This is a genomic window from Halobacillus litoralis, from assembly GCF_009856415.1.
Classification (GTDB): domain Bacteria; phylum Bacillota; class Bacilli; order Bacillales; family Halobacillaceae; genus Halobacillus; species Halobacillus litoralis_C.
The window spans coordinates 74,088-96,304 of the sequence record NZ_WMEZ01000003.1 but is presented as its reverse complement, the minus strand read 5'-3'; the positions used below and the strand labels follow the sequence as shown (position 1 = coordinate 96,304).

Genomic DNA, 22,217 nt, shown 5'->3' with positions numbered 1-22,217 from the left:
CTTTATAATAGAAGATAATAGTTTTGTTTATAAGGGGGAAGGCGGATGCAGAAGGTCATTCCGACGTTGAAAATTTCAAATGAGGAAAGGAGTCAGGCTTTTTATGTAGAGGCTCTCGGATTTCAAGTGGACTGGGAGCACCGTTTTGAACCTGGTTATCCCGTATTCATGCAGATTTCGAGGGAAGGTGATGTGCTCTATCTAACTGCCCATGAAGGAGATTGCCAGCCGGGTGGTTTGGTTCATTTCCTCGTCGATGATATCGACCGTTTTTATGAAACATTGCCGCAGGGAAAACTTGAAGTGAATCCTCCCTATGAAATGGTGGAAGGGGTCCGTATGGTAAGGATCAGCGATCCGGATGGAAATGAACTTCGATTTATGAATGCGAAGAAATGACGTTCATTAAAAGCAATCCTGACATACTATTTTAGAATTATACGTAGAGGTTTGACCTGAAGAGGAGGAGTTTTTCATGACAACGATCAAGGACAAGTTAAAGTTAACGAAATATAAGAATCTGGTTGTTCTTCACCAGCCGGGAGACTATCATTTATTTGATGAGCAACCGACAACACTATCCGAACATCATGATGCGATTTTCATTTTTGTGAAAAACCTGGAGGAGATGAAAGAACACGTGCAGACACTCCTCGATCGTAAGGAAGTTTTAGCAGAGAAAGGCTACGTTTTCTTTGCCTATCCGAAAAAAGGGAATACGCGCTATGATACATATATTCACAGGGATGACATGTTTCCGGCATTGAGAATCGGGGAGGATAAGTACGTCGAAGGCAGTGATATCAAGTTTTCCCGTATGGTCAGTATGGATGACGTGTTCACAGTTGTCGGCATGAAGCGGGAAAAGAAAAAAGAACCGAAAACCGCTGCTGCCAGTCAGTGTGTCGCAGACTATGAAGACCAGGTGAAGGATGTTGAAAATCTATTAAATGGTCATCCGGTCGCACAAGAGTTTTTCAAGAACTTGACACCAGGTTATCAAAGGGATTGGGCGCGTCATATTTTTTCCGCAAAGCAGCAAGCGACTCGCGATAAGCGGACAAAACAAATGATCGATATCTTATCGGAAGGGTACAAATCGCTCGATTTGTACCGCCGTAAGAAAAAGTAGGTAAAAAAAAGACCAAACCCTTGGGGCTTGGTCTTTTCTTCTTAATGGGATAGGTGTTCAGCCTCATGAGTGAGGACAGTGGTTTCCGGCGTTTTTCCTTCTTTAAACAAGTACCCGAGGATGGCACCGAGCAGCGCGGGCAACATCCAGCCGAGGCCAATTCCGTAAAGCGGAAGATAGGACTGGTAGAATTCGCTAACCGAATCCAACAAAGGATTGGCGACATCAGGGATCGTTCCCAAAAGGGCATTGTAGCCATCAATCGTACTGACGAAAAAGGTCAGCGTCATGGCTCCGGCATAAACGGTCCGTTTATGCTGGAACAGTTTAGAGCTGAGGCCGAGCAGGATTAGGACGATCGCCATTGGATATAAGAACATCAGGACAGGGATGGCGTACTGGATGATGTTCGTCAGACCAAAGTTCGCGATCATGAACGACATGAAAGATAGAATCAGTACGTACGTTTTGTAACTGATTTTCGAGTAGACCGTATGGAAAAATTCACTGCAGGCAATGATCAGTCCGATACTCGTTTTCAAGCAGGCGAGGACAATGATGATCGCGAGCAAAACCGCTCCATATGGCCCGAAGAAATGCTCGGCAACCGCGGCAAAGGTTAGGCCGCCGTTTTCGAGATTTCCGACGACAGAAACGCTTGAGGCTCCCATATACGCAATAAGTCCATAAATAAGCATCATGAGTACCATGGCGAAAATGCCTGACTTCCATGTCGTTTGAGCGATGGCCTTAGTGTCGGTGGTTCCCATGTTGCGGATCGCTGTAATGACTACAATCCCCAGGGCCAATCCGCCGAGGGCGTCCATCGTATTGTAACCTTCCGTGAATCCTGTCATGAAGGGCACGGTGGCATAATCACCGGTCGGAGCACCGAACTGCCCCATCGGCTTAACGATGGCGGTTATGATTAAGATGGACAAAAACAACAGGAATGTCGGGGTCAAGTATTTGCCGACAATGTCCATGACTTTTGCGGAGTTCAGGGAGAAATAATAAACAAGTGCAAAAAATACAAAGCTGAACACCGCAAGCCAAAGCTGGCTCTGATCCGGCTGAATGAACGGCTCAAATCCAACGACGAATGGGACGGTCGCAGTTCTTGGGATGGCAAAGAAAGGTCCGATTGTCAAATAAAGAATGACAGCAAAAGAGATTCCGAATAAAGGATGGACACGGCTTGCCAAGTCATTCAACCCATGACTTCCGGACAAAACGATCGCAAGGATTCCCATCAAAGGAAGAGCAATGGCTGTCACAAGGAATCCGATCAAGGCCGGCCAGAACGAAGTCCCCGCCATTTGCCCCAGTTGAATAGGGAAAATTAAATTGCCCGCACCGAAGAAAAGGCCGAAAAGCATCGTCCCGATGACGGCATACGTAGAGAAAGAGGTTTTCTGTTTCATAGGGATGTTCCTTTCTTGATGTATTGGTTTGCTTTAAAGGAATAAAGATAATCCTAACAAGAATCTCTTCAAGGAACAATAGACTTTTCAATATTCTTAGAAAATACCCTGTTGACACCGCTTTCTTGTTGGAGGTAAGAGGTTATTTAACCAATAAAAGTAAAAGGACTTCCTTATTAAGGAAGTCCTTTTGCTCATTATTTATGACAAGACCATGGAAAAGATCTCCTGTCCTTTATGCATCTTTTTGAGTCAATTGATGATCGTTGTTTCCACATTCCGGACACTGTGTCCAAACAACGTAAGCCGTTTTATCTTCAAATTCTTTCGGAACGACTTTGAGTACTTTAAGAACATTATGGTAGCAGCTTGTGCACCTTTCCTGGATGCTCTGCCCCACGTTAAGTTGTGTCATACGCTCACTCCTGATCACTTATTTCAAATGAGTACCGAAGCCTCAAGAGTTTTTCTAGTATAACGTTTATGAACGGTTGAGTCAAAAAGGGAGGGAGTCTAATGAAGTTTATTCAATTGAAGACGTAGTTTCTAAAGGTACTTTGCCGTACAACCAATTGCCTTATCCTTCCGGGATAGGAGTGTAACCTGTTTGTAATATTTGTAATATTAAGTGGACCTGAACTCTTTTTATACGGCCTATAGCCTGCATGTCAGTCCTTTTCGATCCTTCAAGTTGTTACATTACTCTTAGGGATTTCTCGTTTGAATAGGATGTCGGAATGATCTTTAATGAGGTTTTAGGCATAGGGTTACCCCTTGGCTGTAGGGTGATTTCATAGACTTGTAACGCTGTAGAAACCTTCCAATATCTGAGTTTTAGTAAAATAAAGATGAGCTTACTTTTCGGAAGAACGGGGGATGAAGATGAAAGAAATGATTCGAAATTATGAAGATGTTTTGGACATGCTCGACTCGCTTCTTAGAGAGCCGGCAGAATTCTGGAATGGGTTTTATAATGATCGTGAGAAAGGTGTTCCTTTCTTTGAGAATATTCCAGATGAGAATTTGGTCGGGTATTTTAAAAATGGATGGTTACGCCCACGTCGCGTACTGGAGCTTGGGTGTGGACCAGGAAGAAATGCGATTTATCTCGCAAAGCAGGGGTGCCAGGTGGATGCCGTCGACCTTTCAGAAGAATCGCTGAAATGGGCACATGAACGTGCCAGGGCAGAAGAAGTGGACATCCATTTTATGAATGAGAATCTATTCGAGCTGAATGTTGAACCATCGACTTATGATTTGGTTTATGATTCGGGATGTTTTCACCATATCGCTCCTCACCGAAGAATGGACTACATAAAATTATTGAAAAAAGCTTTGATTCCTGGAGGATTTTACGGTCTCACTTGCTTTAAGGAAAAGGGGGAGTATGGAGGAGCGGACATCTCCGATTGGGAGGTGTACCGGTCACGGAGCTTGCTCGGGGGATTGGGATATTCAGAACGAAAACTAAGAGAGATTTTTTCTGGGTTTTCCTCTAGAGAAATAAGAGAAATGGAAGACCGAAGGCAGACATCGAACGTTTTTGGAGTACCAGGGTTGTTAACAGCATTATTCCAGAAGGAAATATAAAAAAGTCCTGTAAATGAACATGAGTTTCATGGAGCATGAGCGTATATATATTTGAGGAAAGAGCGCTTCTAAGGTAGGTCTCTATTTTCATTCAGAACATTACGAATTATATGTTAAAATATTGAAGAATTAACTGTTCTGAAAAAAGACATTCAATCTAGCAAACTCTTGAGATGGTTATGAGAAAAGGGGATAGATACGTGAAATTTTTAACGAAGCAACCAGCCACAGAATTAGAACAGATCAATCGTGCCCTGGAAAACGAAGGGTTACACCCATTATCTAGAGAAAATGATATCCAGCGATTAGGCGAAGGCTCCTGGCACTTTGCTTACTTGATCGAGGGAGAGCAGCTGGTTCTCCGCATCCCGAAAAAAGTGGCTTATGATCAGGAGGTCGCTTTTAACCGAGAACAGTTGACTGCTGAATATGGGTCGACGAAAGCTTTTTACCAAACAGCGAATCAAGCAAAGAAAGGCATGTGTCCGGAACACTTCCACTATTTCATCGATGAAGACCTCACCTATACCCTGGAATCCTATATGGGGAAAACCATAGGTTTGGAAGGGCAGACAGAGGAACAGTCAAACCAATATGGAAGAGATATCGGTGAGTTCTTTCACGCCCTTGAAGAAATTGATCCTCTTCTTGAAGGGATTGGATATTTGGAAGTCGGAGAAAATGGTGAACTAAAAGGCGGTCTCGACATGGACCTCCGCACGTGTATCATCGAAGAAAGAGGAGAATATGAAGAGGAATTCCATGCGCTGCTTTCGAGCGATCAGCCATTTAATAGAGATAAAGTTTCTGCAATAGGGAAGGAATTAATTCCGAATCGTTCCATTGACCGGGAAAAACGGATTCTGACCAATCAGGATACTTCACCTGAAAATTTGATATTTACTAAGAACGGCGTTACCATGATCGACCCTGTTCCTATTCTTTATACGGGAACTTCCCTTGCCGCCAACCATGTCTTTAATTATCACAGCTTTTTCCATACCGTCCACGATACACGAAGATATGGGAAAGGAAACTATCATCTTCATACCCCTCTTTTGAGAGCCCATGCAGGTGGCTTTGTGAAGGGATATACGCAAGGTTCGAAACAGAAGCACATGGATTTACATATTGAAGTGTTCTTAAAACTTGTGACGATGGCTCATACCCATCTTGAATTGCTGCAGGTAGAATCATTAACCAAGGAACAGATCATCCGATTTGGAACAAAAGAGCAAATCGAAAAACGTCTACAAATATACCTGAATGAATTGGAGGATTTTTAAGATGAAAGTGATAGTTGAAAGGAAGGTGACGTTTGTGAAAATAGGCAGAAATGAGCAGATCCTCCCTTTGGAAATCCGGCCGTTGCATAAAGAGGTAGTGGACGAGGCTAGAGATCTCATATTGGCTGGCTTTTTAGAACGTTTCGGGTTTATAGACCATTCTCTGAATCCCGACCTTAACGATATGATGGGTACCTATGGTAAGGAAGGGCATATGTTCTTCGTCGCTTTCGTTGATGGAGAGCTTATTGCGACGGGTGCCGTTACGAAAGAGGATCATCGGGTGGGGAGAATCGAACGGATGTCAGTCAAAGGTTCATATAGAAGAAAAGGAATCGGGCAAAGGATGCTGGCGAAGCTAGAGGACTCTGCTCGAGCCTGCAAGTATGAGTCACTTGTGTTAGAGACGAACAACTCATGGGAAAGTGCTATAAGACTTTATACAACAAATGGCTATCGCTTTGTTTCCGATGATGGTCGCCGCTGTCATTTCGAAAAACGATTACAGGTGTGAGATCCTCATCAATAATGAGCATATAATGAATGATTAATCATTCATTATTGTGATAATATGGAATAAATACTACCGTAGTTAAGGAGAGTGACCGATGAAAACCGGGGATGTGTACACATGGAAGCGCACGTTTACGAATGAAGAAGTTTTGGAGTTCAGCCGGATTTCAGGAGATCAGGGGAGACATCATGTGGAGCCTGATGAAAAGGGAAGGCTGATGGTTCAAGGGTTGCTGACGGCGAGCATCGGAACGAAAATCGGCGGGGATTTGCACTACATTGCAAGAAATATGGTCAACGAATTTCTCCGTCCTGTTTTTACTGGTGATACGATTACCTGTGAAGTGAATTTGGAAAAGGTTGTGCAAGAGGATAGACATAAGAAAGTGGAAATGAAGACGGTGTATCGGAATCAGAAGGGGAAAGAAGTGCTGGTCGGATCCAGTTATGGAATCATTAGGGATTAGTATTTAAATATGATGCGGAAGGTCTTTTCATGGTGGAAAAGATCTTCCGTTTTTTCATGGTGTAGCTGAATCAAATTAGGGTCTGGTTGTTGATTATCTTGAAACTGAGTCTTACACAAATGGGCAGGTTAGTGGAAGACTCAGTTTCGAGATATTAGAGCAATTTGATGGCAAAAGTAAAGTTGAGCTTATGGGGATTTTTTGAAATAATTGGTGCTAGTTGGGGCTTTAAAGAACAGGGGATGTAAATGAGAAAAGTAAAAGTTTATTTGGTTATTATGGTTAGCATATTTTTAATAGGATGTACGGAGGAAAGGCCTTTTGAAGAGCAATTCAAAGAGATAATGAATGATAAAAATAACACTTATAACCTGTTTCACCACGAATTGAATGTTCTTGAAGAAGGTGATGCTTTTGCCTTCTTTAAGGGAGAAGGAAAGGTCTGGACCTCTTACTTTGAAAAGATAGACAAAAAATTAATACGTAGGTCAGGACATGGTTTAAACTGCAGTACTCCTGTTAATTGGACAGTGAATCAAGGACGAATCGTATCTGGGTTAGTCTGTGATAGCAGTATTTCAAAAGTTATTGTAAATGGAGACCAAGCAAACTTTATTGAAGTAGATGATGGCAGAAGGTATTGGTATCGTGTTATTCCTACATATCAGGAAGTTAGAGACATTAAAGTGAAAACTGTAAATAGAGATGGGACTGAAAAATTCGTTGGAAATACTCAATGACCCTTATTAAAGATAAGGGGGCAACTGTTTAAAAGAGTACTGCCCCACTTACATTATCAGAGGGTGTCATAATGAAGGTTTCTCACCCACGGTGCTGTTATGATGAACGTAAAAATCAATAAGAAAAGGAGATAAAATTGAGAGAATTTCTTGGTACATTTTTGACTTGTATATTTTTTTGTTGGATTTTTTCATTTTTCTTCCTTGGACTCATTGTAGAAAATATATGGGCACTAATTACTCTTATTGCATTCGTATTGGCAGTGTTAATTACATTTTTTACGAAACAAGAGTCCAGAATTGAATACTTAGAAAAGAAGGTAGAGGAATTAAGTAACAAATCGGATTAGGGAGCGTCTTAAAGTGTGAAGGACTTAAACTAAAGAGGGCTAAAGTAAAAAAGGGTAGAGAAATCTCGAATTCGAGTATTACATAAACGCGGGATTTCCTTAAACTTATAACAGTTCAAGTACAGTATTTATTATTGTGATAGGAGGCTTTCCCTCAATGGAAAAAACACTATTCTTAGTTAATCTAGTGGCTAACTTCTTATTATTTTATAATTTGCTAAACCGTCCTTTTAACATCGTATTTAATGGAGGAGTCTTGTCTCAAATTCTATGGTTAATGATAATGCTGTTTTTAACGTTTGGTACTTCTTTCTACACTTTTAATTATCTTAAAAAGAAGTATTCAGGTAGTTAGAAGATCTATAGGAGATGCTAAGTATTTCATTATAAAGGTAGAACGCACAAATACTGAGTAGATAGACGGCGTGGTAAGTTACTGGATACATAAGAATTGATCATATTATCTCAATACTGAGTATTCAAGATAAGGGGGCGTTTCTTGAACATTGGGGATCGCTTCCTTCTTATGTTAATTAGGATAGTTGAAGGCTTAAATTTGAGATGAAACATTATGTTACTATCCAAATTAGGGAGGTCTTGTATGGTGAGATAAAAGATTACTTGTCAGGAGGTATTTCAAAATGAAATTAACTCTAAGTCTAATAGGCTTATTTTTGATAGTGGTTATATCACTCTATAATATTTTTAACAGAGACCTTCCTAGTACCCAGATATCTGCTTTTACCGTACTTGCTTTTACAGTAGGTGGATTAATTAGTATATATATAAGTTACATTAGAAAAAACAGTAAAAAATAAAACTTTACAATAAGAGCAGCGGGTTCAATATGGAGGCTGCTTATTTTAGATAGCTCTGAAACACCTTTTTAATAAGGCTGTGCTGGATTGAATGTTGAATCGTTAAGTTTTCATTCAATCTTTATTTATCTCAATATCAAGTCTTATAAAAACGGGGGCGATTGCTTAACAAAGATTAATCGCTCCCTAATTCAATTACATCCAGTTCGTTGACTTTTTTAAGGGCTTCCTACATACTATTGTTAAATTAATTTTACCGAGTAAATGGAGTGAACAGTAAAGGTGAAAGATATAAAGTTATTGACTACTCATGAACAGCTTAAAGCTTTAGCTGATCCGTTTAGGTCCGAATTACTTCTGCGACTAATGGAAAAACCAAAAACCGGACAACAACTTTCAGAAGTTTTTGATTTATCAAGAGCTCGTATTCATTACCACTTAAAAGAATTAGAGAAGAATGAACTAGTAGAGATTGTACATAAAGAAGAGAAAAATGGAATTGTACAAAAATTTTACCAAGCTGTTGCAGGTGGCTTCGTACCTGATCAGTCTTTAATTCCGTATTCTGATATGACAGAAACAGTTAGACGAATGATGGTAAGTATGTTGGAACAATCAAAGAGACGTATTCTTGCTGCACCTGAAGAATCCTTACAAGACGAGTCTGGTTCAAAGGACCCAGCCATGTGGAAGTATAGATCTAGTGCATATGAGATTCATGCAAAAGAAGAAGATTTTTTAGCTTGGCAGCAGAAGTTTTCAACATTGATGGAAGAGCTTGCGGAAATACAAAGACCAGAACCTTCGTCAGATTCTAAACTTTATTATTTCCATATCCTTGGCTTGCAAGTGGAAGAAGGCCTCTATGAAAAGAAGGAAGGAGAATCTTAAAAAGTTCTCTTTTTTTTGGACTAACAGTAAAATTAATTTTACCGTGTGAAAATAATTATTAAGGGAGAGGTTTTATGGAAAGTGTAAAGCAATTGAAAAGAGAAGTAACGGTTCCTTTATCAAAATCTAACTCGTTTATTTTGCTGTGGTTTACAACTGTCGTTTCAAGTTTAAGTCTCTCAATGTTTATGTTTATCCAATCCTGGTATGTAGTAGAAAGTCTTGGTATGGAAGCTTCTCTTGGTATTGTATTGGTTTGCTTAACGACCATGCGGATGGTTTCTATGGTGATAGGAGGAGTCGTTGCTGATAGAAGCAGACAAACGAAAATCATGTCCTTTTCTGATCTATCGTTAGCATGTCTGGTCATTATCCTTGCAGGACTTTTTGTATTATTGCCAGAAGTTCCTATATGGGTGCTCGCCATTAATGCAACTTTCTTTGGGGCATGTGGAGGTTTATTTGAGCCATCCAGGGATGCACTGATACCTAAAGTAGTTAGAGAAAATCAACTAACAAGAGCGAACTCATTACTCCAAGGAGCTATTCAAATTGCTTTATTTACTGGTCCTTTACTCGCAGGAATTTTAATTAACATCTTCAGCTATAGCACTGTTTTGATTTTGATTGGTTTATTTTTAATCATATCTGGTATCGGTGTTTTATTCATAAAATGGACTGACAAACATCAAAACAAACAAGGTAAAATTAATCAGCAATCTTTTAAGGTCCAGTTAAGGGAGGGATTCACTTATACATGGAATTCTTCTTTGTTGAGGGCTTTGTTTATCATTACAATTATTGTGAACTTCTTTATATCTGGCCCTTTAATGATGGGACTACCGATATTCGTAGAGGGAGTACTTAATGGAAGCTCTGTGGACTTTAGTTTTGTGCAAGGTGGATTTACGTTTGGAATGGTCCTTGGTTCAGTGCTTATAGGAGTATTGAACATACAACGTAAGAGAGGGGCTTATGCACTGTATCTAATCGGTCTTCAAGGGGTAGGCATGCTCATTTTTAGTCAAGTAAATTCTATTGTGGTTGCTGTAAGTATTATTATTTTTATCGGTATGCTTAATCCCGGAGTTAACATTCCATTAATTTCATTGGTCCAGTCGTATGCGAATCAAGAAAAAGTAGGGCGCGTAATGAGTTTGATTCGTACTGGATCATTAGGGTTAATTCCACTTTCATATGCAGTGACATCTATTTTCTTGGGAATGGGAATAAAAATTCAAACCTTGATGGCGTGGAGTTCCTTTCCATTAATACTTAGTGTTGTTTTATTGTTCTTTCTAAACCCTATATTGAGGACAGCTGACTAATACTGAAAATGAACATTCATTCGATTAAATGTATAAATATATCTGAGTTCTTAGCAATATTATCTCGAAACTGAGTCTTAAAGAAACGGGGGCGTTAGCTGCACATTTAATATCGTTTGTGTTTATGGATCAGTAGTGTGGAGGAAAGGCGGGAATGTTTTTGGAGAAGTTTAAGGTCTTCTTATTATTTGTTATAGCACTTACTTTACTGTACATTGCATTTATGGTTACTGACTTAGTAATGTATTCTAATTAAACTGCCAGGGCTTTTCTTCTAGGAGGAGTTCGGACCTTTCTTATTGAGGTGATAGATCAGGTTTAGTGAACAGGTTTAGATTTATCTCTATTAAAATATACATAAAAGGTAAGGATAGATAAGTGGAAAAATTTATAACTATTATTTTAATGTTATTTTTAATTGCTGGGTGTTCAAATGAAGGGATGAAAACTATAAACGCAAATGAAATTTCATTTGGATCGCTTAAAATTCATAAAGATGGCACTTTGGTGAAAGATATCAGATTGATGAAAAATGAAAAATTATTGAAGGAAGCTGTTGAGAGCTATAATAACGCAAAATTTCTTTCAGTTGAAATAGAAGAAAAAGAAAACCATGTAAATATTGACCCTATCCCCACGGATGGACCCTTAGAAGAATTGACAGCATCCTACTTTACCATCATTTTAGGATCCACGGGGAACGATTATTATATAGGCTACAAAGGAGATAATACTTTTAAGGTAATCGCTCCTGGAGATAGTTTTAAGGATAGACCTCTTGAATACTTCGTTGAAAGCAGTAAGTTAAAGAAAATCATTACTGAAAATCAATAAATATTTTCTTTCGCTAAGGGTGCGTTAGATAAAAATATGCTTCATTTATCTCGAAATCAAGTCTTCAACAAACGGGGGCTTTAGTTGAATAAGGCCAATATAAAAAAATGAATGACACCCATGTAATTGGAAGTTATTTCTTGTTAGTAATATCAACACTAAACTTCAACAAGAGTTATTACCTTAATAAAAGGAAGAAGTCTTAGGATATGTTAAGTCTGGAACTTCAAGGTTTATAATTTTTACTCCTAATCCAGCTTCTCTTTAGGTTTTTCCTGATGCTTTCTATTTTTAACCTCGGTAAACAAGTTATCCGAGGTATCGGATTGAGCACTTGACGAATCATTTTGTGGTTTATACTGCCGGGCTTCAATTAACGATTTTAGCATTTGAATATCCTCCTTCGTCGCATAATCCTTATCAGGCTTCAGCATATACCCTAACTGCCCATTGGGTTCTATGGTCGCCCATTGCAAATTAGACAAATGCTTGATGTTCTGCTGTCGCATACGTACCTCAAGCATATCGACCGTTAAGCGCAATTTTTTTAAGTTGGTTTCATTAATCTGGCCGTTTTCGACGACTAGAAGTGACTTTCCGTAGATGAGGGTTTCCAAAGTATTTGATTTTAGAACCACATACTCAATCGATAGAAGAGTCAAGACCATGAGAAAGGTTATCGCCATGGTAATCCAGATGTTCCGGTCGCCAACCGGCTGAATAATCAAGGATCCAACCGCAATCATCATGACTGTCTGGGCTACCGTAAGCTGGGAGATGGACTTTCGGCCGGCTAACCGTAAAATAAGGACACCGCCAACCACCACGGCAATGGCTTTCCATATGAAGTTAAAATCCATAAGTATCTACCTCCATGGCCATCCATTTGGCTTTTTCTTTTTCTCCACATTTTCCAGCGTTTTTCCCGGGGGAATACGATATAACCTGCTCTTAAGGCCGTGAATTTTTTGAGAAGGCCATAGTCCGTGGTGTCCTGAAAAAAGATAACTGATTAAACAGGCCACCAAAAAGAACTCCAGTCCTTTTCCGTCAAACATCTCCATCGCTAAAAAGAATGCGGCCAAAGGGGTGTTGGCCCCTGCACAAAAGGCCGAAATTAATCCTAAGGCTGCGAGAAAAGACAGGGGCAAGTCAACAAAGGCATGTAAAGCATTGCCCAGAGTGGCACCAATGAAAAATAAAGGAATCGCTTCCCCGCCAACAAATCCGCTACCTAAAGTGACCGCCGTGAATACCAGCTTCGCCAGGAAGGCAAAGGGAGGTACGTCCTCCCGAAAAGATTGTTCAAGCATCTGTAATCCCCGGCCGTTATAATCTTGGGGTCCAACGAGGAGTGTGAGTCCTACAACGATCAGTCCTCCCACGAAGGCTCGTTTCATATGATTTTTATTAAAAAGTTTCTCAGAGATATTCTGGATGCCGTGCCTCAGCTGACAGTAGCACACACTGACCAGGCTGAAGATGATCGCTAATAGAATCACCTTCATAAAAGTAATCATCGATCCTTCCGGCACGCTCTGAATGATGAATGCTTCGTGCTCATGTCCCCAGGCTGCCGTCGTTACATAGTAGCCGACGAAGCTTGCCGTCAGACAGGGAACGAATGCTTCCAATCTCAGTTTTCCTAATGCCGTCATTTCCATGCCAAATACAGCACCGGTGATGGGTGCCCCGAAGGCAGCTCCAAAGCCGGCGCTTATTCCGCTCATCAGCAGCGTTTTTCTGTCCAGTTTGTTTACCTTAAAGAATTTATTGACGGCGGCCGCTACACTGCCGCCCATCTGGATAGCTGCGCCTTCCCTACCCGTTGATCCGCCAAACAGGACGGTTATAAAGGTACCGAGATAGACGATTACCCCCATCCGCCGCGGCACTTCTTTTTTCCCATGAACGGAATCGATCACCAAATTATTTAATTCCGCCGTGTCATTTAAGGTGTTATTCAGAAACACCTTGCCGTAGTTCATATACATATATCCTATGAGAACTCCTCCAAGGGGGAGGAAGTAGATCAGCCAATCTCTTTTTAACCGAACCTCATCTCCAAGGAAATCGTTCACTTCTAAAAGGAAAGTGGTTGCCGATCCGACAATAAAACCAATTATGCTCCCAAAGAAGATCCATAAGCCCAGAATTGAAAAGAAGTTTTTATACTTTAGAAGCATCCACCAATCACCTCATTTGCATCTAGTGGGAATGTTGGTTCTAGTTTTGCCTATTGGAATAGAATTATGAAACCATGGATGGAATAAATTAGGGTTAGTGGCTGCGCCTTCGAAGATCTGGTCCATGCATAGGATGATCTTGGTTCAGGAATTACGAATCAGTATTCCAATGTTTAACACTCAATTTTATGTTAGTGCTTTCAATGACATTAGGTATGTTATGATACTTCAGTTAATTAAGACAAACCAATGAACAAGATTCCCAAACCGCGATTTACAATTCAAATTCCCCTTAGAAGATGTGTTGAAATGTAATTCATAGCATTTTTCTTTTTTGGATTGTCAGCATGCTTCATCAGAAGTTCTATAATTAACTCTTGGTTTAATATTAGAAGTAAAAGATATATAAAATATTTCGAATTCGAGTGTTCCGCAATAGGGGGCAATTAATTGAATAAGAACAGTTGTCTTCTATAATTAGAAAGTTACGGGGGTTCGAAGGGACACTTAAGAGGGGGGATAATATGATAATGAAATCATAAGAATATGAGGTTCGTAATCTCCATTACAAAGTAAGATCTGCACAGTCCAAAGACGCGCAAGCTTTATCTGAATTAAGGTTACAGATAGATGGTGAAACTGAAAATTTGGATAGAGTTAAAGAAGAAGCATACATAAACGGAGAAGGATCTAAGGATATTATTAAAAGTGACTCAGAAAGTTTGAATAATATTTTCTTGGTAGCTGAAGTAAATGGAACCCTTGTTGGTTTCTCTAGATGTGAAGGAAATACATTAAAAAGAAGTTCTCATAAAGTAGATTTTGGTGTAGGTGTATTGATGGATTGGGATATGGAATAGGAAAGAATTTCTTAGTAGAATGTGTTAGTTGGGCAGATGCAAATAACATGAAGAAAATCACTTTGAATGTCCTGGAAACAAACGAGAAAGCAATAACTCTTTATAAAAATCATGGTTTTAAGATTGAAGGTGTATTACAGAAAGACAAGTTATTATCTGATGGTAATTACTACAATACTTAAATGATGGGGAAATTAAAATTGTGAAAGATTGTTTATTAGAATTAATGGTTTTGGATTCAATTCAAGGAAATGTTTTTTTACTCTTGCTAAATGAAAAGGTGCGCTTCCATAGGTCACTCGGAAGGGCACCTTTCTCTATAAGCTTTAACTATTCATCAGAGGTAGGCTTTGTTTGTGACATCAACGTAACTACAATTAATACTAGGACAGCAATCGGCAAGGCTATTACAACACTGTTTAAATCAAAAGGTTTAGCTAACGGAATTTCCCAGATCAATGTCGTTACAACTCCAGCAATCATGGAAGATAATCCCCCAGCTTTATTGACCTTTTTCCAAAAGAACACAGCAAGCAGAGCAGGTGTAAGTCCGGCGCCATATACTGTGTAAGCATACATTTGTACAGATAATACGGTTGGGAAATAACTAATTAAGAGATAAGCCAAAGCCCCGAGGATAATAATAAATATTTTTGTCAATTTTAAAAGTTTCTCATCACTAGCTTCTTTATCAATATATTTTCCAACAATATCATAGGTCACGTTCGTAGCTGCGGATAAGAGATAGGAATTACCGGTCGTGACTATAAATGCCGTTGCGGCAGCTAACAATATTCCACCGACTACTGCTGGCATGACTAAAGTTGTTGCCATAAGGGCCATTCCTGGTTCTATATCTGGAAACATGGACAAAGATGCGAATGCTATAAATGAAATGCAAGGTGAAATGATGACCATCCCTATGAGCCAGCCAATTTGTGCCTTTTTAGATGATTGATCTCCGCTAGAAGAAGCTAATCGTTGATACATATTTTGGTCGCCAAGGAGCAAAAAGAGTGAAGGCAAAAGAAATCCTAGCAATTGAATATTGGTTAAGGATCCGGTTGCTGTTAAGTGAGTTGATGGAACATTAGAAGTGATCGTGTCCCAACCACCTGCAATCACGATAATAGTGGGGAGGGTTATCAATAGAGCGGCAATCGCTAAAAAAGCACTTAATGCATCTGTAGGCGCTACGGATCGTAGTCCCCCTATAGAAGCAAGGAAAATAATCATGATTGCTCCAATGATGGTTCCGGTCTCTACAGAAATGCCCGTCGTTAGATTTAGAATAAATCCAAGACCAGTCATTTGGTAAGAAACAATGCCTACAAAAGCAAGAATGATAATAATACTCGCGATCATTCGTGAGGTTTTCCCGTATTTTTCTTCCAAAATACCAGAGACGGTGTACTTACCAAATGCACGGATTTTTGGTGCGATTAAATAAAGAGTTCCTATCCCCACAAGGGTTGGGAGCATCATAAGCAATGCAGGGATAATACCATAGCTGTAAGCCATGGAGGTTTCACCGCCTGATATACTTCCACTTCCTGTCCATGTGGCAAGCAATGTTCCCGTTAATACAAAAGTCCCCAGTCCTTTTCCTGCCAGAATAAAGTCTTCGCTATTTGATATTTTTCTTGAAAAGTAAATACCCATTACGATCATGATAACTCCATATATACCTACATACCAAAGCAGGGTAGGATTATTTGTTAACTCCATATGGAAGATCCTCCTTATACGAACTTTTTTTTAGTGTGGACCTAAACCGTGACCTTATCCCTTTTCACTGAAGACTACTGGATGTTCTCTGAAATAAAGGCAGTTTCTGAATTTGGCCAATCAATGTGAGTATTTGCTGAAGAGCTAGGAATTTAAGTGAGTGTACCGAAATGGCGGTCCCTGACCTTCGCTATAAATTTATATGAAGGAATTAATGATTTTTATAAAATTCATCTATAAAAAGATAACGCTATAGAATCAAATTGAATATCAGATATCTCGAAATCAAGTCTTCAACTAATTGGGTCTTTTATGCAATAGTTCATTGATCACTAATTGACCGTATAAAAAAACAACCAAAAATGGTTGTTCTTCCGTGATTTAAACTAGTAGATTCCATATGTACTTTATTCCATCCCATAATGCTATACCTAATATTACTGCAAGTATAAGTTTGATAATGTTTTTCATAACGCACCTCCAGATATGGTCATCTGTAATACGGTGATTTATTACAAAAAGTTTCATTTTGTGGATTGATAATTTCAATTTAAGAAAGAACATATTTTGACAATTTTTTTATATCGATGGTCAATCGATGCTGTGAATTTCTATAAAGGAATAACAAGTTTAGGAGAAAAGTATTTTGGAATTGAACGGTTCGGGTGTGCGTTGAGGTATAAATAAATGCTTCTTTCTTAGAATATCTTGAAGCTGAGTCTTAAAAACCGCCACTGTAAATAGAAATGGTGAAGTCGAGAAAAAAGAAGTTTCAATCTGCTAGTTAACCTATCTAGGACGTTAATTAAGGATCCGTATTATGATATCTTGATTTCGAGTCTTCAACTAACGAGGGTTTTCCACCAGAGATGACACATTATGCATATTAAGATAAGTACCATTACTCGCGTAAAATGGTATGCTTTTTGTGATGAAAAATTAAAGAGAAAGAACTGTTTTCCTTAAAAAGATCTTAAATCCTTTATTTAAATCCGCGTATTCTAAGGGGTTAGTTTAGTTTAATAAGCGAATATACAAAGGAAACTTCCTTGAATATTGGTAGTTTCTTTACTAAGGCAGATCGACAATCAACCTTAATAAAGCCCCTAATTAAGAATTTTTATAACAACCCATCCTTCGCCATTAGAGAAGATGTGCTTTTAGTTCTTCTCTTCTCATAGGTGAATAAGCTTTAATTGGGGAATTTTTGAAAGGGGTGGGTGTGATGTACCAATATGGAAACCCGGATATGTTGGCATGGCAGGCTGCTAAATATGATATGCTCGCCAACTATTATAAGTATTTGAATCCGCAAAAACATGTGCACTATTACCACATGCATCTGCAATGTATGCAGCAGTGGTTGATGTGTGAGCGGAGTGATCAAGGGATGGGGATGACCGGCTCACCGGCACAAGTGAGAGTTCTCCACGCGTCCCCAGATGCACCAGCTGTTGATGTGTATGTGAATGGTCAGAAGGTCTTAGAAAACGTTTCTTATAAGCAGCAAAGCGACTATTTAGATGTTCCAGAAGGCCAGTATACAATCGATATTTATCCAGCTGGTACCACCAATCAGCCCGTACTTTCGCAGAACGTTGGCGTAGAGGGAGGGAACATGTACACAGTTGCCGCTGCTGGAAAACTCAACAACCTCCAACTGATTGCAGTTATGGATAATAACGCAGTGTCAAATGGAAAAGCTAAGGTTCGTTTCTGGCATTTATCCCCGAATGCACCAGCTGTTGACATTGCCGTCAAAGGAGGAGACGTTCTCTTTAGAAACATTCCTTTTGGAAAAGCTACCCGCTATGTGACTCTGCCGCCATCAACTGTAGATTTGGAAGTCCGCGTGGCAGGAACCAATCAAGCGGCATTAGAAGTACCTGGAGTAACTGTAAGCCCGAATCAGGTGTATACAGCTGCAGCGTTAGGTTTAGCAGGTGGTCAACCGCAGCTAGAAGCTATGTTTCTACAACCTTAGATAAAAAAACAGGCATTGTTTATGCCTGTTTTTTTGTACTCTCTTTACATTTGGCTCTGTTGATATTTATTGTCTCGAAGCAGAGTCTTCGTCAAACGGAGCAGGATTGTTGAAGGCTGAGTTTCGAGATAATTAAAGGAATATACGACTAAACGACTAATATGGTTATTATTTCCATTAAACTGTAAATTTGATATGATGTATTTGCTTGCCTATTATTAAATAATTTGTATAGAAAATGTGAAATGAAATAGCATTTGCTGAGAGGAGAATGTGGGTGTTTTCAAATAGGAAAACCACAACAGGGAAATGGCTTGCTTATTTAGGTTTATGGATTTTTGCTGCTGGATTAGCATTTAGTGAGATTTTGGGTATTAATGGTACGCCAAATTTGTTAGAGGTTGCATCAATTCCCATGATAGTAATGGGACTATTATTGATAATTACATCAAATTTCTTTAATAAGAAACGTTCAAAATATATAAGTTGAGGGTATCACGAATTCAAGTCTTCCGTCATTGGGGGGAATTCCTCAATAAAAGGATCGTCACTGAGAAAGCCCATTTATTGCCTGGTTATCAAGTTTGTACTATTTGAGGAGGTATAAATTAATTTGGATATTTGGGTTACAAATTATGATGCTGATCCTTATAAATTAGGGGATATTGATGAGCTAACAATAAATGCTTATGAGAGAAGTCTTAAGCTTAAGTTACCACTCAGCTATAAGAGGATACTACAAAACCAAAACGGTGGAACTATTAAATATAACTCAATTCATGTAGGTGGCTTTCAAGAAGAGGACGTTTACTTAGAAATTAACCACATTTATGGAGTTGGCTATCCCGGGTTATTAGACAGTCCATATTTGATTAAGGAGTGGGACCTTCTTCAAGACATTTTAGTCTTCAATGGTGAAGGAAACGCTTGGTTTGCTTTAGATTACTCCTCTGAACCCCCCCATGTTATATATATTGAAGCAGATAGTAAAGAAGTAATGAAAGTAGCTGCGAGCTTTGAAGAGTTCTTGAAAAACTTACTTATAAAGAATTGAGTCAAGAATATGAGAAAGACAGTTGGTCAAAGGAAGAAGCTGAAACCATATTTTTAGGTCAAGAGGAATTTCTGATTGAAGAGGTGCTTCTTAGCTATCAGGACACGGAAGATACGGAGTGGTATTTAGCCAAGCTATTGCAACTTACTGAGCATTCAAGTTTATCATTGAGGGAAGCAGTGGCTAGTGTCATAGGAGTTAATACAGAATATTTCCTTTATGAATGTCCAGAGCCTTCTTTGAAAATTCTTAACCGGATTATAAACAATTTGTCTAGGGATAAAAGTAAAGATATAAGGAGGGAGATGAAGGAGGTAAAAGAACGATATGATCTATAGATTATCTTGAAACTGAGCTCTAACGTAAACGGGGGCGATTGCTTAATAGAGTACTCGCTCATATTACATACTCATAGAACAAAATAAAAGTTAATTTAAAAATAACGGGAACATGCTTACTAGCTATTTCAATAAGAAAGCTAAGATGAAGGTGGTGTAACTAACAATGGACGATGTTGTAAGGTGTCCTGAATGTGGGAAAGAGTTGAAGCAAGGATATATATTCTCTCCTCGAAGAATTTGCTGGTCAGACTCGCCTGATTCCATCTTTGCTGATTTTGGGAGTGAAACATTAATAGGTGATGCATGGTTTAAAGTCAAAAAAACACAAGCGTTAAGGTGTGAAGAGTGTAGGATAGTTATTTTCAAACATAAGTAAAACAACGATTAAAATAGCAGTAATTTGGAACTTAACTTATATAACAAACGGGAGCTATGTATCCGCACACCTATACGCAATTCATTGGCATAGAAGTGGGGATTATCCCTCTGGGCTTCTGGTGTTTTATTAGCAATTCTTGGCGTTGGGCTTGGCTTTGCTGTCGGTGGGATCCTGATAGGTGCTGATAACGCCGGTCAAGGGGGATCAATAATGGCAGCTTTTGTAGGTCTTATTACAGTAGGTAATAGATTTATACATTGTATCATAGGGCTTATATTGGCAATTTGAAAAAGGACACTCAAGTATAAGAAGAAATCCAGTCATGCAGGTTTAACAGGTGACTTGGCAGTTACTTTTTGAATAAGAGTGGAATAATATTGATCATTTACAGAGCTAAATGGTGCGTTAGTAAATAATTTATACAAAATAATTGAAATTAAGTCTTACTTTATCAGGGCGATAGCTATACAGTGGCTATCGCTTATTATGCTAACGGAGCAGTTTTAGTAGACTTACAACTCTAAACGAAAGAAGGCGTGTGAATGAATGCCTCATTTTTACTTCGCTTCAAAGCTTTTATTATTGATTACATACTTATTGTCATTTATTTAGTCGGACTTTTTATTTTCAGTGTATTTCTATTCTGCAAAAACACATGTGTTAAGGTCTGAATTTATTGCACGAACGGGATTTTTTCATTAGGAACCCCCTCCTCTATCGGCTATAATGTAAGGAAAGAAGATAGGGAGAGGTAGTAGAATGAGAAAGCCTATGGAACTTTCTGGGACGTTATTTTTATCAAAACTCATTGCCCAATACGCTCACCTGCACAGCCGTACGGTCGGATCAAAAGCGGAGGAGTATATCCGCCAGTTAGGAATCAAAACAGGGGAATGGTTTGAATCCTTCTACGATGAAAAAGGGAGAGCATGGACACCTGATCAATATGCCCGTGTGATCGTCGACTTGAAGAATTCAATCGGTGGACATTTTGAAATCTCAGAAGTTCATGAAGATCATGTTATTGTAAAAGCTTCTGCTTGTCCTTTTGGAGAAGCTGTCCACGATGCTCCACATTTATGTATGATGACATCCAGTGTATTTGGAGGAATGGCCTCCAGAAGAATGGGATATGGAAAAGTGAATTTGCGCAAACGGATTGCAGTAGGTGATAGAGGTTGTGAGGTCGCTATTTTCTTTAAGCCCACAGAGGAAGAAGAAGGAATCGTTTATAAAGATATTCCCATCACTCCTGAACTAGGGGATCCGTTCAACTGGGAAGAAGAAATGATTGCTGCTATGAATGATGAGCTGCGAAAGAGCGATGAAATGGTGATGGAGTTACTGGAAGAATTAGAGCGTCTACGCCTGGAAGTGGATGGTATAAAAAAGAAAGATTCTCAAATGAACGTGAAGAGTCTGAAGTAATCTCGCTGAGTAAAAGAGGAGAAAACTCGGAAAACAGAACTCCATTCGTAGTTACGAATGGAGTTCTGTTTTATTTACTGCCGGGTTGAGAAGTCATCTGATCGATTGGACGGGCCCAGCAAGAAAGTAAGTGAAATAATTCTCTTTTCATTTGTTTTTATGACTGGAGGCAAAAAGTAGAACATTCCGCAAGCCATTACTTGGCGAAGACGGTTGCTCTCGCTAAGCGGCAGACGGGAGCGGAACGGGTGAAACATGTCAGTCACAGTATGGGAGGCTTAGTTGCTAGGGCGTATGTCCAAGGGGGACGAGTAAAAGAATGATGTCAATCAGCTGATTCAACTCTGTACACCGAATGCCGTCTCAGCACCGAACTACAGTTATTGGACCGGTGGAGAACTGTCGCCACCGCTATAGGGTAAGATCGATTTTGTGCATTTTTATATACGGTGGTATTTGGAGTATCTGAGCCATCATTACAAGGGGAACCGGATGCATGTCATTCATACGCACTTTCCAGGTTTACAGGATATCTTACCTTTATCAGAACTATTAAATCATGAATAATCTAAGCAACCGCAACCTTCTTCCTTATTCTCAATTGAAGACGACCAATGCTTTTCTCAATTCGCTGAATGCTGAACGCGCCATTATAAATGAACGGAGCATCGATCAATTACTTGGAAGGTGTTCCTTATACAGCAAAGGGAGCGTAGGAGGGGAGGTAACCGCCGCTGCCTCTTTTACGAATAAGGGGGGACGGGGCTGCCATAGAAGAAAGTGTTTTTTGCTGGACGGAGACCACTACACAGTTGAGGGGATACATATTGAAGTCCTTTACAAATCCAAGGACATTTTTCGTCGCATAATCGGTTCATACAGCT

General features: G+C 39.4%; 21 protein-coding genes and 1 pseudogene. 17 read left to right on the top strand and 5 right to left on the bottom strand.

The window, feature by feature from the left end; all coding sequences use genetic code 11:
- Positions 1-45 precede the first annotated feature (45 nt).
- Positions 46-399 carry a glyoxalase superfamily protein gene (locus GLV98_RS10130; protein ID WP_160914725.1) on the top strand — a complete coding sequence of 118 codons (354 nt, stop codon included), beginning with the start codon at positions 46-48 and terminating at the stop codon, positions 397-399.
- A gap of 76 nt (positions 400-475) precedes the next feature.
- On the top strand, positions 476-1,132 hold the full coding sequence (locus GLV98_RS10125; protein ID WP_160914723.1) for a YdeI/OmpD-associated family protein: 657 nt from the start codon (positions 476-478) through the stop codon (positions 1,130-1,132).
- Positions 1,133-1,173: 41 nt separating this feature from the next.
- Here GLV98_RS10125 and brnQ read toward each other — a convergent pair whose 3' ends face one another.
- Together brnQ and GLV98_RS10115 are read right to left on the bottom strand one after the other, a co-directional pair.
- Positions 1,174-2,556 carry a branched-chain amino acid transport system II carrier protein gene (gene brnQ, locus GLV98_RS10120; RefSeq protein ID WP_160914721.1) on the bottom strand — a complete coding sequence of 461 codons (1,383 nt, stop codon included), beginning with the start codon at positions 2,554-2,556 and terminating at the stop codon, positions 1,174-1,176.
- Between the two features lie 235 nt (positions 2,557-2,791).
- Positions 2,792-2,971, bottom strand: a complete 180-nt coding sequence (locus tag GLV98_RS10115) for a hypothetical protein (protein WP_160914719.1) — start codon at positions 2,969-2,971, stop codon at positions 2,792-2,794.
- A 467-nt stretch (positions 2,972-3,438) separates the two neighbouring features.
- Between GLV98_RS10115 and GLV98_RS10110 the strand changes: the two genes are divergently transcribed.
- The 8 genes from GLV98_RS10110 (at position 3,439) to GLV98_RS10075 (ending at position 11,373) form a co-directional block, all read left to right on the top strand.
- Positions 3,439-4,146: a class I SAM-dependent methyltransferase gene (locus GLV98_RS10110; RefSeq protein WP_160914717.1), complete on the top strand. Its 708-nt coding sequence runs from the start codon at positions 3,439-3,441 to the stop codon at positions 4,144-4,146.
- A 200-nt stretch (positions 4,147-4,346) separates the two neighbouring features.
- Positions 4,347-5,432 (top strand): hypothetical protein, encoded by a 1,086-nt coding sequence (locus tag GLV98_RS10105; protein WP_160914715.1) that lies wholly within the window; start codon positions 4,347-4,349, stop codon positions 5,430-5,432.
- Between the two features lies 1 nt (position 5,433).
- On the top strand, positions 5,434-5,946 hold the full coding sequence (locus GLV98_RS10100; protein WP_160914713.1) for a GNAT family N-acetyltransferase: 513 nt from the start codon (positions 5,434-5,436) through the stop codon (positions 5,944-5,946).
- 94 nt (positions 5,947-6,040) lie between these two features.
- On the top strand, positions 6,041-6,412 hold the full coding sequence (locus GLV98_RS10095; RefSeq protein WP_160914711.1) for an FAS1-like dehydratase domain-containing protein: 372 nt from the start codon (positions 6,041-6,043) through the stop codon (positions 6,410-6,412).
- A gap of 248 nt (positions 6,413-6,660) precedes the next feature.
- A complete protein-coding gene (locus tag GLV98_RS10090; RefSeq protein ID WP_160914709.1) occupies positions 6,661-7,152 on the top strand; it encodes a hypothetical protein in 492 nt (163 codons plus the stop codon).
- Positions 7,153-8,602: 1,450 nt separating this feature from the next.
- The gene (locus tag GLV98_RS10085; RefSeq protein ID WP_160914707.1) at positions 8,603-9,211 is read left to right on the top strand and encodes an ArsR family transcriptional regulator; all 609 of its coding nucleotides are present in this window, start codon (positions 8,603-8,605) and stop codon (positions 9,209-9,211) included.
- A gap of 74 nt (positions 9,212-9,285) precedes the next feature.
- A complete protein-coding gene (locus GLV98_RS10080; protein ID WP_160914705.1) occupies positions 9,286-10,539 on the top strand; it encodes an MFS transporter in 1,254 nt (417 codons plus the stop codon).
- A 378-nt stretch (positions 10,540-10,917) separates the two neighbouring features.
- Positions 10,918-11,373, top strand: a complete 456-nt coding sequence (locus GLV98_RS10075) for a hypothetical protein (protein ID WP_160914703.1) — start codon at positions 10,918-10,920, stop codon at positions 11,371-11,373.
- A 248-nt stretch (positions 11,374-11,621) separates the two neighbouring features.
- Here GLV98_RS10075 and GLV98_RS10070 read toward each other — a convergent pair whose 3' ends face one another.
- A complete protein-coding gene (locus tag GLV98_RS10070) occupies positions 11,622-12,233 on the bottom strand; it encodes a DUF421 domain-containing protein (RefSeq protein WP_160914700.1) in 612 nt (203 codons plus the stop codon).
- Positions 12,234-12,239: 6 nt separating this feature from the next.
- Entirely contained in the window at positions 12,240-13,361 is a 1,122-nt protein-coding gene (locus GLV98_RS10065; RefSeq protein ID WP_237417106.1) for a chloride channel protein, read from the bottom strand.
- Between the two features lie 764 nt (positions 13,362-14,125).
- Between GLV98_RS10065 and GLV98_RS10060 the strand changes: the two are divergent.
- Positions 14,126-14,601, top strand: a pseudogene (locus GLV98_RS10060) (N-acetyltransferase family protein); the annotation flags it as partial.
- 148 nt (positions 14,602-14,749) lie between these two features.
- Here the strand turns inward: GLV98_RS10060 and GLV98_RS10055 are convergent.
- Positions 14,750-16,147, bottom strand: coding sequence for a sodium:solute symporter family protein (locus tag GLV98_RS10055; protein WP_160914696.1), 1,398 nt, complete (start codon positions 16,145-16,147; stop codon positions 14,750-14,752).
- Positions 16,148-17,372: 1,225 nt separating this feature from the next.
- On the opposite strand from GLV98_RS10055, the gene GLV98_RS10050 reads away from it, so the two are divergent.
- The 6 genes from GLV98_RS10050 to GLV98_RS20395 all read left to right on the top strand — a co-directional run bounded on the left by GLV98_RS10050 (position 17,373) and on the right by GLV98_RS20395 (position 21,656).
- Positions 17,373-18,131, top strand: a complete 759-nt coding sequence (locus GLV98_RS10050; RefSeq protein WP_160915322.1) for a DUF4397 domain-containing protein — start codon at positions 17,373-17,375, stop codon at positions 18,129-18,131.
- 277 nt (positions 18,132-18,408) lie between these two features.
- Positions 18,409-18,621, top strand: coding sequence for a hypothetical protein (locus tag GLV98_RS10045; RefSeq protein ID WP_160914694.1), 213 nt, complete (start codon positions 18,409-18,411; stop codon positions 18,619-18,621).
- Between the two features lie 123 nt (positions 18,622-18,744).
- On the top strand, positions 18,745-19,185 hold the full coding sequence (locus GLV98_RS10040; RefSeq protein ID WP_160914692.1) for an SMI1/KNR4 family protein: 441 nt from the start codon (positions 18,745-18,747) through the stop codon (positions 19,183-19,185).
- A gap of 504 nt (positions 19,186-19,689) precedes the next feature.
- A complete protein-coding gene (locus GLV98_RS20120; protein ID WP_237417105.1) occupies positions 19,690-19,902 on the top strand; it encodes a PF20097 family protein in 213 nt (70 codons plus the stop codon).
- A gap of 762 nt (positions 19,903-20,664) precedes the next feature.
- Entirely contained in the window at positions 20,665-21,333 is a 669-nt protein-coding gene (locus tag GLV98_RS10035) for a methanogen output domain 1-containing protein (protein WP_160914690.1), read from the top strand.
- A gap of 149 nt (positions 21,334-21,482) precedes the next feature.
- Positions 21,483-21,656 (top strand): lipase/acyltransferase domain-containing protein, encoded by a 174-nt coding sequence (locus GLV98_RS20395; RefSeq protein WP_160915320.1) that lies wholly within the window; start codon positions 21,483-21,485, stop codon positions 21,654-21,656.
- The last annotated feature ends 561 nt before the right edge of the window (positions 21,657-22,217 follow it).